The organism is Klebsiella pneumoniae, assembly GCF_000742135.1.
Classification (GTDB): domain Bacteria; phylum Pseudomonadota; class Gammaproteobacteria; order Enterobacterales; family Enterobacteriaceae; genus Klebsiella; species Klebsiella pneumoniae.
Genome location: NZ_KN046818.1, coordinates 3,257,706 through 3,271,000, shown reverse-complemented (window position 1 = coordinate 3,271,000; position 13,295 = coordinate 3,257,706). Strand labels below are relative to the sequence as shown.

Genomic DNA, 13,295 nt, shown 5'->3' with positions numbered 1-13,295 from the left:
CCCTCCGCTATCGGGCGGAGGGGCTCTCTTCCTGTACTGCGTTTTCAACCTTAAACGGATCGATACCGCGCTTTTGCATCCGGCGGAAGCGAATGATGTTCAGCCCGTTGACGATCAGGAAACTGCCTTCTATCAGCGTCCCGCCAATGGAACCCAACCACAGATTATGCGTGACCCAGCAGGCGGTGGAGCACCACATCACGCAGCGGACGGTTAGCCCTTTGCAGCGAAACAGCGCCCAGGTGCTGGCGACGGTGCCAATGATCGGCAGCAGCTCCATGGCATGCTGCAGTTTACCCAGGCCGAGAATCAACGTCAGGAGGATAAAGACTGTCATCACCCACAGACTACGGGTGCGTAAGGAAATGACCGTGCGAAGCGCATTGAGCCCGGCGCTCATTCCAGCCGGCCCGGCGCCCATCAGGAAAAAATGAACGCCGATAATAGCGCTATAGACCGCCAGCTGTAGCCTGAAACGGCGTTCATCGCGGTTGATAAAGGTGGTAATGCCGATAAGAAAGGCGATGACGCCGACCCCCTGGGCCAGCCAATACGCGGTCATGTAAGCTCCCTGACTGAAAAAAACAAACGGCGCTTCACTGGCTGAAACGCCGCTGTTACGAGCCCGATGGCGCTACGCTATCAGGCCGATACACAAACCAAGCCTCTGGGCGCCAACGCAAATACGCCTTTACAGGGTAACACCGCTTTTAAAGATGGCCAGCTCGCGGAAGTCATTCTGCTCATTACAGGTCGGTTTACCGTTGGCGAAGGCTACAATGGCATCCACAAACTCTTCCAGCAGCTGCGGCATCGTTTTGCCGTGGAGCAGCTGCCCGGCATCAAAGTCGATCCAGTGCTTTTTCTTCGCCGCCAGCTCGCTATTGGTGGCGATCTTCACCGTTGGCACAAAGCCGCCGTACGGCGTGCCGCGACCGGTGCTGAACAGCACCATATGGCAGCCGGCGCCGGCCAGCGCGCTGGTGGCGACCGCGTCGTTGCCCGGCGCGCTCAGTAAATTCAGACCATGAACCTTCAGGCGCTCGCCGTAGCGCAGAACATCCACCACCTGGCTGGAGCCCGCTTTCTGAGTACAGCCCAGCGACTTATCTTCGAGGGTAGTGATCCCTCCGGCCTTATTACCCGGCGAGGGGTTTTCGTAAATAGGCTGGTCGTGAGCAATAAAGTACTGCTTAAAGTCATTGACCATGGTCACCAGCTTGTCGAAGGTCGCTTCGTCGCGGCAGTGGCTCATCAGCAACTGTTCAGCGCCGAACATCTCCGGCACTTCGGTCAGCACGGTAGTGCCGCCGTTGGCGATCACATAGTCTGAGAAGCGGCCCAGCATCGGATTAGCGGTAATGCCCGACAGGCCGTCCGATCCCCCGCACTCGAGGCCAAACTTCAGCTCGCTGAGCTTGCCCGGCTGGCGTTTATCCTGACGCATCACTTCATACAGCTGATGCAGATGCTCAACCCCCGCCTCCACTTCATCGTCCTGATGCTGGCAAACCATAAAGTGCACGCGCTGCGGGTCAAACTCGCCCAGCGTCTCGCGAAAGGCCTCCACTTGGTTGTTTTCACAGCCAAGGCCAACCACCAGCACCGCCCCGGCGTTCGGGTGACGAACCATATTTTGCAGCATGGTGCGAGTGTTGATATGGTCGTCCCCAAGCTGCGAGCAGCCATAGGTGTGGCTGAAGAGATGTACCCCATCGATATCCTCAGCGCCATACGTCTCTTTCAGGAAACGGTTCTGCATTTGTCTGGCCATCGCGTTGACGCAGCCGACGGTCGGCAGGATCCACAGCTCATTGCGCACGCCGACGTCACCGTTGGCGCGACGATAAATCTGCACTTCGCGATCCGCAGGCTGTGGCGGTTGGGCAACCAGGTCCGGTTGATAGCGATACGCGTCAAGGTCGCTGAGATTGGTGCGCGTATTGTGCGCATGAACATGCTCTCCCGGCGCGATATCCGCCAGCGCATGGCCAATCGGCAACCCGTACTTAACGACGTTTTCCCCTTTCGCGATAGCGCGCAGTGCAAACTTGTGGCCGCGAACGATATCCTGGCCGAGGGTGACCGAGTCATTATCAATCGTCACCACGCTACCGGCAGCGATATCCGTCAGCGCGACCGCGACGTTATCCTGCGAATGGATTTTGATGTATTGCATATCAACCGACCTCTGGCCTTAGTTCAGTTCAATGGCGAAATAGTCACGCGCATTGTTAAAGCAAATGTTTTTCACCATCTCGCCCAGCAGCGCGATATCCGCAGGCGCTTCGCCGGCAGCCACCCAACGGCCGATCATCTGGCACAGAATGCGGCGGAAGTATTCGTGGCGCGTGTAGGAGAGGAAGCTGCGACTGTCGGTCAACATCCCGACGAAGCGGCTCAGCAGCCCGAGCTGCGCCAGCTGGGTCATCTGCCGCTCCATACCGTCTTTCTGATCGTTGAACCACCAGCCGGAGCCGAACTGCATCTTGCCTGGCATGCCTTCACCCTGGAAGTTACCGATCATGGTGCCCAGCACTTCGTTATCACGCGGGTTCAGGCAGTAGAGAATCGTTTTCGGCAGCAGGTTTTCTTCGTTCTGCTTGCTCAGCAGCTTAGACAGCTCTTCCGCCATCGGACGATCGTTGATCGAGTCGAAGCCGACGTCTGGCCCTAACAGTTTGAACTGACGGAGGTTGTTATTACGCAGAGCGCCAATGTGGTACTGCTGGACCCAGCCGCGACGGGCATACTCTGCGCCGAGGAACACCAGCACCGCGGTTTTGAACTGCGCCACTTCGTGTTCGCTAAGGGTCTCGCCAGCCAGGCGGCGCGCCAGAATGTCATCCAGCTCGGCGTCGGTCGCTTCGGCAAACAGCACCACGTCCAGCGCATGATCGGAGACTTTGCAGCCGTGTGCGGCAAAATGATCCAGACGTTTGGTCAGGGCGCTTTGCAGGTCAGCGAAGCGGCGAATATCGGTATCGGATACCTCGCCCAGCTTAGCCATATAATCATTGAAGGTCGCCAACTCGATGTTGAAGGCTTTATCCGGGCGCCAGCTCGGCAGCACTTTGATGTCAAAGGAGTTGTCTTTGGCGACAGCCGCGTGGTGCTCAAGAGAATCAATCGGATCGTCGGTGGTACCGACCATCTTCACATTCATCTGCTTCATGATTCCGCGGGCGGAGAAGGCATCCTGAGCCAGCAAATCATTACACTGGTCCCAGATCTCATCGGCGGTGGATGGCGACAACAGCTTACCTGTAATACCAAAAGGTCGACGCAGCTCTAAATGGGTCCAGTGGTATAACGGGTTGCCAATAGTGTGCGGAACCGTGGCCGCCCAGGCGTCAAATTTCTCGCGATCGGACGCATCACCGGTACACAGACGCTCCGGCACGCCGTTAGTGCGCATTGCGCGCCATTTATAGTGATCGCCTTTCAGCCAGATGTCATACAGGTTTTTAAAGCGATAGTTTTCGGCAACCTGCTGCGGCGGAAGGTGGCAGTGGTAGTCGAAAATCGGCTGATCTTTGGCGTAATCATGGTACAGACGGCGGGCAAACTCGGTATCAAGTAGAAAATCTTCAGTCATAAACGATGTCATTCGCGTGTCCTCTTCGCTCCAGTGCGGGAGCCTTTCAGATGATTGACTACAATGCTGACAAAGTTATCACACCAATTTCTACAGACCGAACTGTTTTTCGTGAGTTAGATCAATAAACGTCGATAAAAAAATGACCGCCCTGGAGCAAAACACCTCGCCAGAGCGCGCCATCTCTGGCTTTCCAGGCAAGGGATAAAGACCACACTAACTTTCCCACTTTTGTGACAGCTCTCAACTTTTAAAGTTGTATGACAAGTTATCTTTCTGCCGTCGCAACATATAAACCGACGGAATGCATTACCGGTGCTTATGGCATCGGCTTATACGGAATGGATACCGACTTTCAACATAACAACTGATGGTAAGGTTCAGGCCAGAGGGGACTACCCTCCTGAATCCTCCGTTTCGCTTTCCCGGCCGCTTATTGCGCTCGGTAAAGGCCGCACATGATGCGGAAAGATAACAGACGATGAGGTTTACATGCGTAAAATTAAAGGGTTACGTTGGTACATGATCGCGCTGGTGACGCTGGGCACCGTGCTGGGCTACCTGACCCGTAACACCGTAGCGGCGGCCGCGCCGACGCTAATGGAAGAGTTACACATTTCGACCCAACAGTACTCCTATATCATTGCAGCCTATTCCGCTGCCTATACCGTTATGCAGCCCGTCGCGGGGTATGTCCTTGATATTCTGGGGACCAAAATTGGCTATGCCTTCTTCGCCATCGCCTGGGCGGTATTCTGCGGCTCAACCGCGCTGGCCGGCAGCTGGGGTGGACTGGCGCTGGCCCGTGGCGCAGTCGGCGCAGCGGAGGCCGCAATGATCCCCGCCGGCCTGAAGGCCAGCTCAGAGTGGTTCCCGGCAAAAGAGCGCTCTATCGCGGTGGGCTACTTCAACGTGGGTTCCTCTATTGGCGCCATGATCGCGCCGCCGTTGGTGGTATGGGCGATTGTCATGCACAGCTGGCAGATGGCGTTCATCATCTCCGGGGTATTGAGCTTCGCCTGGGCCATCGCCTGGCTTATCTTCTACAAACACCCGCGCGACCAGAAAAAATTATCTGACGAAGAACGTGACTACATCATTGGCGGTCAGGAGTCTCAGCATCAGACCAATAACGCGAAGAAAATGTCGCCGTGGCAAATCCTGCGCAACCGTCAGTTCTGGGGTATCGCCCTGCCGCGCTTCCTCGCCGAGCCGGCCTGGGGGACCTTTAACGCCTGGATCCCGCTGTTCATGTTCAAAGTTTACGGTTTTAACCTGAAAGAGATCGCCATGTTCGCCTGGATGCCGATGCTGTTCGCCGACCTCGGCTGTATCGTCGGCGGATATCTGCCGCCGCTGTTCCAGCGCTGGTTTGGCGTCAACCTGATCGTGTCGCGTAAAATGGTGGTCACCATGGGCGCCCTGCTGATGATTGGCCCGGGGATGATCGGCCTGTTCACCAGCCCGTACGTGGCGATTGCCCTGCTGTGCATCGGCGGGTTCGCTCACCAGGCACTGTCCGGGGCGCTGATTACCCTCTCTTCCGACGTCTTTGGCCGTAACGAAGTCGCTACCGCCAACGGTCTGACCGGGATGGCCGCCTGGCTGGCGAGCACCATGTTCGCCCTGGTTGTCGGCGCGCTGGCAGACACCATCGGCTTTAGCCCGCTGTTTGCGGTACTGGCCGTCTTTGACCTGCTGGGCGCGCTGGTTATCTGGACGGTGCTGAAAAACAAACCGGCTGACGATGACTCGACGCCGCTTAGCAGCCGCAAACCGGTCACGCAGAGTTAGATCGAATGGCAAGGTAATCGCCGATCAAGCCGCCTTCTCAGGCGGCTTTTTCATGCCTGCCAGTGGTGGAAAGCGCGTAAAAGTGGTATAACAAATCGAATATTGTCGCCATCTTCCGGGAGCGAATATGGAAATCATTGAACCACGCCGTCTATATCAGCAGCTTGCCGCTGAGCTGAAGACGCGCATCGAACAAGGTGTCTACCTTGTAGGGGATAAGCTGCCCGCCGAGCGCTTCATCGCCGATGAAAAAAACGTCAGCCGCACCGTGGTTCGTGAAGCCATTATCATGCTGGAAGTGGAAGGGTATGTCGAAGTCCGCAAAGGGTCGGGTATCCACGTCATCTCCAACCATCCGAAATACCAGCAGGTGGCCGATGAAAGCCTTGAGTTCGCCAACTATGGCCCCTTTGAACTGCTGCAGGCGCGGCAGCTAATTGAAAGCAATATTGCTGAATTCGCGGCGACTCAGGTGACCAAACAGGACATCATGAAGCTGATGGAGATTCAGGAGAAAGCGCGTAACGAGAAATGTTTCCGCGACTCCGAGTGGGACCTGCAGTTTCACGTCCAGGTGGCGCTGGCGACGCAGAACAGCGCGCTGGCGGCGATCGTGGAAAAGATGTGGACCCAGCGCGTGCATAACCCCTACTGGAAAAAGCTGCATGAGCATATCGACCTGCGTACGGTCGATAACTGGTGCGACGACCACGATCAGATCCTGAAAGCTCTGCTGCGAAAAGATCCCAACGCCGCCAAGCTGGCGATGTGGCAGCATCTGGAAAATACCAAGCAAATGTTGTTCAACGAAACCAGCGATGACTTTGAATTTAATGCCGATCGCTACTTATTTGCCGAAAACCCAGTCGTTCATCTCGATACCGCAGTCAACGGCGCGAAATAAGGCCTTATCCCTCCGGCGCGCCCCCCTGCGCGCCTGTCTGACAGTGAGGCTGGAGTAAGCAAGTCATATATAGTGTCAGCCTGTGTAAATCCTCTCGCCTCCCATCTCCGCAATCAGCAAAATCAACGAGCAACACGTTGCAATTTCTCTGACGGAAAGTCAGGTGATTTGTTACAATTAGATGCATTTTGTCGTTCTGGGGGTAGGTATTTACTTACTTCAGTCTTATACAGGGAAGCGTTCAGAGCGCCTAAGCAGCGACCATAATCTCATAAAAATCTTGTCGCCCTATATGCCGCGCGCTCAGACGTGCCGTTAACCGATGTACCAGGAATCGTGAATGGAACTATTTACCCAGTTATTGAATGCCTTGTGGGCTCAGGATTACGAAACGCTCGCGAATCCCTCCATGATAGGCATGCTGTATTTTGTCTTGTTTATGATTTTGTTCCTTGAGAACGGGTTATTGCCTGCCGCGTTTTTACCGGGGGATAGTCTGCTCGTGCTCGTGGGCGTGCTGATCGCCAAAGGGGCGATGGGTTTTCCGGAAACCTTGCTGCTGCTCACCGCCGCCGCCAGCCTCGGCTGCTGGCTAAGCTATATTCAGGGGCGTTGGCTGGGTAATACGCGGATCGTGCAAAACTGGCTGTCACACCTGCCTTCGCACTATCACCAGCGTGCGCATCACTTGTTTCATAAGCATGGGCTCTCCGCGCTGCTGATTGGCCGCTTTATCGCCTTCGTACGCACGCTGCTGCCCACCATCGCCGGGCTTTCCGGCCTTAATAACGCCCGTTTTCAGTTTTTCAATTGGATGAGCGGCCTGCTGTGGGTGCTCATCCTGACCTCGCTTGGCTATCTGCTGGGTAAAACCCCGGTATTCCTCAAGTATGAAGATCAGCTGATGTCCTGCCTGATGCTCCTGCCGGTTGCCCTGTTGGTCTTCGGACTGATCGGCTCGCTGGTGGTGCTGTGGAAGAAAAAATACAGAAGCCGGGGCTAATGATGGTCATGAAACGCCCTTCCCTGCGCCAGTTCAGCTGGCTGCTGGGTGGTTCTCTTCTGCTCGGCGCCCTGTTCTGGCTTTGGCTGGCGGTGCAGCAGCAGGAGGCCACGCTGGCGATACGCCCGGTTGGCCAGGGTATCGGAATGCCGGACGGTTTCTCCGTCTGGCATCATCTCGATGCCAACGGCATCCGCTTTAAAAGCATCACGCCGCAGAAGGATGGTCTGCTGATTAAGTTCGATTCCACCGCCCAGGGCGCGGCGGCGAAAGAAGTTCTCGGCCGCGCTCTGCCACATGGTTATATTATTGCCCTGCTGGAGGACGATAACTCGCCCACCGCCTGGCTATCCCGCCTGCGCGACGCGCCGCATCGCCTCGGGTAAGCTGCCGCCAGACTGCGTTTTTAACCCAGTCTGGTGGTTTCCCGCATTTGTTACTATGCTTAAACCTGCGGGAATCAACGCATTCACGTTCACCAACGGGAACGGGTATATCCTCCGGGTATCCCCTCAGACAATGGAAGGTACTATCCATGAAACACCGCATCGCTCTGCTTCTGGTCCTGACTTCACTTAGCGCCAGCGCCCTAGCCGCCTCTCCCTGCCAGGAAAAAGAGCAGGATATTCAACGAGAGATCAGCTACGCCGAAAAGCATCATAATCAAAGTCGCATTGATGGGCTAAATACCGCGCTACGTCAGGTTCGGGAAAACTGTAGCGACAGTAAACTCAAAGCCGATCATCAGCAAAAAATTGCCAAACAGCGGGAAGAGATCGCTGAACGTCAGCGCGATCTGCAGGAAGCCCGGAAGAAAGGCGATGCGGACAAAATTAACAAACGCCAGCATAAACTCAATGAAGCGCAACAGGAGTTAAAAACGCTGGAGTCTCGGGATTACTAATCACCATTAACTTTCGCAACACGGACCACGCTACAGGAGAACGACATGGCTAAAGAGAATGTGACTGACGACCTTCGTGCAGAACTGAAAACGCTGGCGGATACCCTGGAGGAAGTACTAAATTCCTCGGCGGACAAGTCGAAAGAAGAGATGGGTAAACTGCGCAGTAAAGCCGAGAGCGCGCTGAAAGAGAGCCGCGCTCGTTTGGGTGAAACCAGCGAAGCGATTCTTCGTCAAACTCGTGAGACCGCCGCGCGAGCGGATGATTATGTTCGCGAAAATCCGTGGACTGGGGTAGGAATTGGCGCCGCCGTCGGGCTGGTGCTGGGTGTCCTGCTGTCGCGTCGCTGATTATGGCGAATACTCAACACACGCAGGGACCGGGTCAGCGCGTTTTCTCCATTGGTCAGCGCATCGTCACGCTGCTGGTCGAAATGGTGGAAACGCGGCTGCGTCTGGTCGTCGTGGAGCTGGAGGAGGAGAAAGCCAACCTCTTCCAGCTGCTGATCATGACCGGACTGACGCTGCTGTTTGCCGCGTTTGGCCTTATGAGTCTGCTGGTGCTGGTTATCTGGGCCGTTGACGCTCAGTACCGCCTGCACGTGATGATCGCCACCACCGTTGTGCTGCTCCTTGCCGCCGCGATCGTGGGTATCCTAACCCTACGTAAGGCGCGCCGCTCCACGCTGCTGCGTCTGACGCGTAAAGAGCTGGAGAACGACCGTGCCCTTCTGGAGGAGGATAAATCGTGAATGGCCGACAGGAGCGTGAACGGCAAAAGACGCAGCTGCTGCGCCAGATCCAGCAGCAACGGCTGGAGCTCAGCGCCTGCCGCCGTCACTGGCACGAGGCGACTGCGCCCCTCGACCGCGGCTGGCATACGCTGCTGAGTTTACGTTCGTGGCTGATGGTTGGCAGCGGTCTGATGGCCGTATGGTCCGTACGACATCCGCATTTTTTAATGCGCTGGACCAAACGCGGACTCGGACTGTGGAGCACCTGGCGCCTGGTGCGCGGGATCCTGCGCCAGTCGGCAGTTCGCTAGCGGCCCTGAGCGTGGGCGCTTTCCCTGGCGCCCACGCTCTGCCATTTCCCTGTCCGTTACCGCACCCTGTTCGCAGCAACATGCGCCTTTTCCGTAGCCGCCCTTCTCTACGACGCCCTTTACCTTACGCCATACCAGGTCCGGTGGTGGCCCATCGCGTTCGGTACGCTTTCGCCTCCGCGTACTGATTGCTCAGAAACTTTGAAATAGATCTACAGTTTTCCTTGCTAACAATTCCCTCTCCGCCTCGCTACTATCCTCTCCATCGACAGCAACACCGCGTAACTACGCGGGATTGCACTAAAAAACAAAACCGCCGCCCTTTGGGTTTTCTGGAGTAACAAATGAAAAAATTAGAAGATGTTGGTGTATTGGTAGCGCGTATTCTGATGCCGATTCTGTTTATCACTGCAGGATGGGGCAAAATCACCGGTTATGCGGGAACCCAGCAGTATATGGAAGCCATGGGCGTCCCGGGCGCGCTGCTGCCGCTGACCATCCTCCTTGAGTTCGGCGGCGGTCTGGCGATTCTGTTCGGTTTCCTGACCCGGACCACCGCGCTGTTCACTGCGGGCTTTACGCTGCTGACCGCGTTCCTGTTCCATAGCAACTTTGCGGAAGGCGTGAACTCCCTGATGTTCATGAAGAACCTGACCATTGCGGGCGGTTACCTGCTGCTGGCCATTACCGGACCGGGCGCCTTCAGTATTGACCGTGTACTGAATAAGAAATGGTAAGCGCACTATACTGAATGAATGAAAAAAGCGAGGAGACCACTCCTCGCTTTTGCTATCTGTAGTCTGAAGGAGGAGCAAAGATGGGACAATTAGTCGACGGCGTCTGGCAGGATACCTGGTATGACACAAAATCCACCGGTGGGCGTTTTAAACGTTCCGTTTCCGCCTTCCGTAACTGGCTGACCGCCGACGGCGCGGCTGGCCCCAGCGGTGAAGGCGGTTTTGCAGCGGAAAAGGATCGCTATCATTTGTATGTTTCTCTCGCCTGCCCGTGGGCGCATCGCACGTTAATTATGCGTAAATTAAAAGGTCTGGAACCTTTTCTCCCCGTATCCGTGGTCAATCCGCTGATGCTGGAAAACGGCTGGACCTTTGACGATAGCTTCCCGGAAGCCACCGGCGATACCCTCTACCAGCATGACTTTCTCTATCAGCTGTATCTGCACGCCGACCCGCACTACACCGGACGCGTGACCGTGCCGGTGCTGTGGGATAAAAAACAGCAGACCATCGTCAGCAATGAGTCGGCAGAAATCATCCGCATGTTCAATACCGCCTTCGATGGCCTTGGCGCCCGGGCCGGGGATTACTACCCGCCAGCGCTGCGGGAACAAATCGATGAGCTGAACGGCTGGATCTATGACAACGTCAACAACGGCGTGTATAAAGCCGGCTTTGCCACCAGCCAGCAAGCTTACGACGAAGCGGTGGATGCGGTCTTTACCTCGCTGGAGCGGCTGGAGCAGATCCTCGGCCAGCATCGCTATCTGACGGGCAATCAGCTAACGGAAGCCGACATTCGCCTGTGGACAACGCTGGTACGCTTCGACCCGGTATATGTGACCCATTTTAAATGCGATAAACGGCGCATCAGTGATTACCTCAATCTGTACGGTTTCCTGCGCGACATCTACCAGATGCCGGGTATCGCCGAGACGGTGAGTTTTCCGCATATCCGTCACCACTATTACCGCAGCCATAAAACCATTAACCCTACCGGTATTATTTCCATTGGGCCGCAGCAGGATCTCAACGAACCGCACGGTCGCGATCAGCGCTTCCGTTGATCTGTCGGGCGCCAGTGATGGCGCCCAATAATTCAGAAAACAGATATTTACCCACCATTCATTCACGTCTATTCTTATTGCGATCGCTTAAAAAACAAGTGATTGACGGTTAATTGAGGCGTAGAAATGGACTGGTATCTCAAGGTATTAAAAAACTATATAGGATTTGGCGGCCGTGCGCGGCGCAAAGAGTACTGGATGTTTATTCTGGTCAACCTCATCCTGACCGGCGTATTGAGCATCATCGATAAAATGCTGGGCTGGCAGCGGGCTGGCGGCGAAGGCATTCTGACCACTATCTATGGCGTACTGGTCTTTTTACCGTGGTGGGCGGTGCAATTTCGCCGTCTGCATGACACCGATCGTTCGGCCTGGTGGCTATTGCTGCTGTTGATCCCGGTCATCGGCTGGCTGGTGATCCTGATCTTTAACTGCCAGCGCGGCACCGAAGGCAATAATCGCTTCGGGCCCGATCCGAAACCCTTTTCCTACTAATCTTCCTGCTCCTCCCGCTAGCGGGAGGAGCGTCTTCATCACTATCTGCCGGCAAACAGCTTGGGGATCTCACGCAGACACCAGGACTTCGCTTCGCCCATACTGTCCCGTCGCCAGGCCATGATAATGTCAATTTCATTGGTGTATTCCGGGCTGACGACCCGCAGGCGACCTTCGGCAATATCCTTCTCCACCAGCGGATAGGGCATAGTCGCCACGCCCAGTCCGGCCAGTAGCGCCTGACGTTTATCTTCTATCGTACTCACCGTTAAACGCGGCTGTTTATCCAGCAGTTGAACGGTGAGGACGGGCCGCTCGCGCGCGGTATCAGCCACCGCGACGCCGCGGTATTTCACGCGGGTAACCTCAGAGAGCGGCTCCGGCTCCTGATGGATCGGGTGATCCGGCGCCGCGACGTACACACTGAGCACCGAATAGAGTTTGCGCGAGTTAATCTCCGAAGAGGAACGAAAATGCATATCCGGTGCGACAACGATATCCGCCCGCCCCTGCTCCAGCCGCTCCCAGGCGCCGGCCAGCACCTCAGTGATAATCGACAGCTGGGTGTTTGATTTAGTCGCCAGTTTCTCAATCAGCGGAAACAAATCCGGAGTGGGCACCAGCGCTTCGGTAACGATCGTCAGGTGGGTTTCCCAACCACGCGACAGGGCTTCAGCATCGGTGGTGAGTTTATCCGCCGCTTCAAGCAGCACGCGCCCGCGCTCCAGCAGCATTCTTCCAACGTTAGTGAACTTCGTGCGATGACCTGAGCGGTCAAACAGCACCACGTCCAGTTCCTCCTCCAGTTTTTGCATGGTGTAGCTCAGGGCGGAAGGCACGCGTCCCAGCTCATCAGCTGCGGCAGCGAAGCTTCCGCGCCGGTCGATCGCATCCATCACGCGTAACGCTTCCAGCGTTAATGCTCTCTCTTTGGCCATCGCTTTCTCATTCAGGAAATTTGAACATACCGGGCAGAATATCTGGCTAACAATACAGCGTCCATACCTTTACCATTGATTTAGTGTAAAGAGAGGTCAAGAACATGATTACTACCCGAACAGCCAAACAATGCGGACAAGCAGACTTCGGCTGGCTGCAGGCCCGCTACACCTTCTCCTTTGGCCACTACTTCGACCCGAAATTACTGGGCTTCGCATCCTTGCGCGTCCTCAACCAGGAAGTGCTGGCGCCCGGCGCTTCCTTCCAGGCCAGAACGTACCCAAAAGTCGATATCCTGAACCTGATTCTGGAAGGCGAAGCGGAGTATCGCGACAGCGACGGCAACCACGTGCAGGCCAAAGCCGGTGAAGCGCTGCTGATCGCCACCCAGCCTGGCGTGAGCTATAGCGAGCATAATCTGAGTAAAGAGCAGTCGTTAACGCGAATGCAACTTTGGCTTGATGCCTGCCCGCAACGGGAAAACCCGCTGCAGCAGAAAATCAATGTCGCAGACGCGACGCTGCAGCTGCTGGCCTCTCCGGAGGGCGGGGATAACAGCCTCCAGCTTCGCCAACAGGCCTGGGTCTACCATATCGCGATGGAGAAAGGTGAGCAGATCAACGTGCAATTACATGGTCCACGCGCCTACCTGCAGTCGATTCACGGCTCCGTCCATGCCGTCGCACAGGAACAGCAAAAGCAGGCTCTCACCTGCGGTGACGGCGCATTTATTCGTGACGAAGCTAACATTACCCTCGTCGCCGATACGCCGCTGCGCGCTTTGCTGATAGATTTACCGGTGTAACAAC

At 56.0% G+C, this 13,295-nt stretch carries 16 protein-coding genes; 12 read left to right on the top strand and 4 right to left on the bottom strand.

The window, feature by feature from the left end:
* Nucleotides 1-7: 7 nt before the first annotated feature.
* The 3 genes from DR88_RS10140 to uxaC form a co-directional block, all read right to left on the bottom strand.
* Nucleotides 8-562, bottom strand: coding sequence for a YgjV family protein (locus DR88_RS10140; RefSeq protein WP_002917897.1), 555 nt, complete (start codon nucleotides 560-562; stop codon nucleotides 8-10).
* A 129-nt stretch (nucleotides 563-691) separates the two neighbouring features.
* A complete protein-coding gene (locus tag DR88_RS10145) occupies nucleotides 692-2,179 on the bottom strand; it encodes a UxaA family hydrolase (RefSeq protein WP_002917898.1) in 1,488 nt (495 codons plus the stop codon).
* A gap of 18 nt (nucleotides 2,180-2,197) precedes the next feature.
* Nucleotides 2,198-3,610 carry a glucuronate isomerase gene (gene uxaC, locus DR88_RS10150; RefSeq protein WP_002917899.1) on the bottom strand — a complete coding sequence of 471 codons (1,413 nt, stop codon included), beginning with the start codon at nucleotides 3,608-3,610 and terminating at the stop codon, nucleotides 2,198-2,200.
* Nucleotides 3,611-4,090: 480 nt separating this feature from the next.
* On the opposite strand from uxaC, the gene DR88_RS10155 reads away from it, so the two are divergent.
* From DR88_RS10155 to DR88_RS10205, 11 genes are all read left to right on the top strand, one after another.
* On the top strand, nucleotides 4,091-5,392 hold the full coding sequence (locus DR88_RS10155; RefSeq protein WP_002917905.1) for an MFS transporter: 1,302 nt from the start codon (nucleotides 4,091-4,093) through the stop codon (nucleotides 5,390-5,392).
* 127 nt (nucleotides 5,393-5,519) lie between these two features.
* On the top strand, nucleotides 5,520-6,296 hold the full coding sequence (exuR, locus tag DR88_RS10160; protein ID WP_002917907.1) for a transcriptional regulator ExuR: 777 nt from the start codon (nucleotides 5,520-5,522) through the stop codon (nucleotides 6,294-6,296).
* Nucleotides 6,297-6,636: 340 nt separating this feature from the next.
* Nucleotides 6,637-7,299, top strand: a complete 663-nt coding sequence (gene yqjA, locus DR88_RS10165) for a DedA family general envelope maintenance protein YqjA (protein ID WP_002917909.1) — start codon at nucleotides 6,637-6,639, stop codon at nucleotides 7,297-7,299.
* An 8-nt stretch (nucleotides 7,300-7,307) separates the two neighbouring features.
* The gene (mzrA, locus tag DR88_RS10170; RefSeq protein WP_004218213.1) at nucleotides 7,308-7,685 is read left to right on the top strand and encodes an EnvZ/OmpR regulon moderator MzrA; all 378 of its coding nucleotides are present in this window, start codon (nucleotides 7,308-7,310) and stop codon (nucleotides 7,683-7,685) included.
* 149 nt (nucleotides 7,686-7,834) lie between these two features.
* Nucleotides 7,835-8,203, top strand: a complete 369-nt coding sequence (locus tag DR88_RS10175) for a DUF1090 domain-containing protein (protein ID WP_004144860.1) — start codon at nucleotides 7,835-7,837, stop codon at nucleotides 8,201-8,203.
* Between the two features lie 45 nt (nucleotides 8,204-8,248).
* Nucleotides 8,249-8,554 carry an ElaB/YgaM/YqjD family protein gene (locus DR88_RS10180; RefSeq protein ID WP_002917916.1) on the top strand — a complete coding sequence of 102 codons (306 nt, stop codon included), beginning with the start codon at nucleotides 8,249-8,251 and terminating at the stop codon, nucleotides 8,552-8,554.
* A 2-nt stretch (nucleotides 8,555-8,556) separates the two neighbouring features.
* Nucleotides 8,557-8,955 (top strand): phage holin family protein, encoded by a 399-nt coding sequence (locus DR88_RS10185; RefSeq protein ID WP_002917917.1) that lies wholly within the window; start codon nucleotides 8,557-8,559, stop codon nucleotides 8,953-8,955.
* On the top strand, nucleotides 8,952-9,248 hold the full coding sequence (locus DR88_RS10190) for a YqjK-like family protein (protein ID WP_002917918.1): 297 nt from the start codon (nucleotides 8,952-8,954) through the stop codon (nucleotides 9,246-9,248). The genes DR88_RS10185 and DR88_RS10190 overlap by 4 nt, the downstream gene beginning before the upstream one ends.
* Nucleotides 9,249-9,592: 344 nt before the next feature.
* Nucleotides 9,593-9,985 (top strand): DoxX family protein, encoded by a 393-nt coding sequence (locus tag DR88_RS10195; protein ID WP_002917920.1) that lies wholly within the window; start codon nucleotides 9,593-9,595, stop codon nucleotides 9,983-9,985.
* An 80-nt stretch (nucleotides 9,986-10,065) separates the two neighbouring features.
* Entirely contained in the window at nucleotides 10,066-11,052 is a 987-nt protein-coding gene (locus DR88_RS10200; protein ID WP_002917922.1) for a glutathione S-transferase family protein, read from the top strand.
* A 126-nt stretch (nucleotides 11,053-11,178) separates the two neighbouring features.
* A complete protein-coding gene (locus DR88_RS10205) occupies nucleotides 11,179-11,547 on the top strand; it encodes a DUF805 domain-containing protein (protein ID WP_002917923.1) in 369 nt (122 codons plus the stop codon).
* Nucleotides 11,548-11,588: 41 nt separating this feature from the next.
* On the opposite strand, the gene DR88_RS10210 is transcribed toward DR88_RS10205, so the two are convergent.
* Complete coding sequence (locus tag DR88_RS10210; RefSeq protein ID WP_004144865.1) at nucleotides 11,589-12,485, bottom strand: LysR family transcriptional regulator; 897 nt, start codon at nucleotides 12,483-12,485, stop codon at nucleotides 11,589-11,591.
* Nucleotides 12,486-12,589: 104 nt separating this feature from the next.
* Between DR88_RS10210 and DR88_RS10215 the strand changes: the two genes are divergently transcribed.
* A complete protein-coding gene (locus DR88_RS10215) occupies nucleotides 12,590-13,291 on the top strand; it encodes a pirin family protein (RefSeq protein ID WP_004900840.1) in 702 nt (233 codons plus the stop codon).
* Nucleotides 13,292-13,295: the final 4 nt, after the last annotated feature.

Bases quoted from the DNA above. Each gene is read 5' to 3' on its own strand.
- yqjA (WP_002917909.1), top strand. From the start codon at position 6,637: ATGGAACTATTTACCCAGTTATTGAATGCCTTGTGGGCTCAGGATTAC.
- DR88_RS10180 (WP_002917916.1), top strand. From the start codon at position 8,249: ATGGCTAAAGAGAATGTGACTGACGACCTTCGTGCAGAACTGAAAACG.
- DR88_RS10215 (WP_004900840.1), top strand. From the start codon at position 12,590: ATGATTACTACCCGAACAGCCAAACAATGCGGACAAGCAGACTTCGGC.
- DR88_RS10185 (WP_002917917.1), top strand. From the start codon at position 8,557: ATGGCGAATACTCAACACACGCAGGGACCGGGTCAGCGCGTTTTCTCC.
- DR88_RS10140 (WP_002917897.1), bottom strand. From the start codon at position 562: ATGACCGCGTATTGGCTGGCCCAGGGGGTCGGCGTCATCGCCTTTCTT.
- DR88_RS10175 (WP_004144860.1), top strand. From the start codon at position 7,835: ATGAAACACCGCATCGCTCTGCTTCTGGTCCTGACTTCACTTAGCGCC.
- exuR (WP_002917907.1), top strand. From the start codon at position 5,520: ATGGAAATCATTGAACCACGCCGTCTATATCAGCAGCTTGCCGCTGAG.
- DR88_RS10205 (WP_002917923.1), top strand. From the start codon at position 11,179: ATGGACTGGTATCTCAAGGTATTAAAAAACTATATAGGATTTGGCGGC.
- DR88_RS10200 (WP_002917922.1), top strand. From the start codon at position 10,066: ATGGGACAATTAGTCGACGGCGTCTGGCAGGATACCTGGTATGACACA.
- DR88_RS10195 (WP_002917920.1), top strand. From the start codon at position 9,593: ATGAAAAAATTAGAAGATGTTGGTGTATTGGTAGCGCGTATTCTGATG.
- mzrA (WP_004218213.1), top strand. From the start codon at position 7,308: ATGAAACGCCCTTCCCTGCGCCAGTTCAGCTGGCTGCTGGGTGGTTCT.
- DR88_RS10210 (WP_004144865.1), bottom strand. From the start codon at position 12,485: ATGGCCAAAGAGAGAGCATTAACGCTGGAAGCGTTACGCGTGATGGAT.
- DR88_RS10155 (WP_002917905.1), top strand. From the start codon at position 4,091: ATGCGTAAAATTAAAGGGTTACGTTGGTACATGATCGCGCTGGTGACG.
- DR88_RS10145 (WP_002917898.1), bottom strand. From the start codon at position 2,179: ATGCAATACATCAAAATCCATTCGCAGGATAACGTCGCGGTCGCGCTG.
- uxaC (WP_002917899.1), bottom strand. From the start codon at position 3,610: ATGACATCGTTTATGACTGAAGATTTTCTACTTGATACCGAGTTTGCC.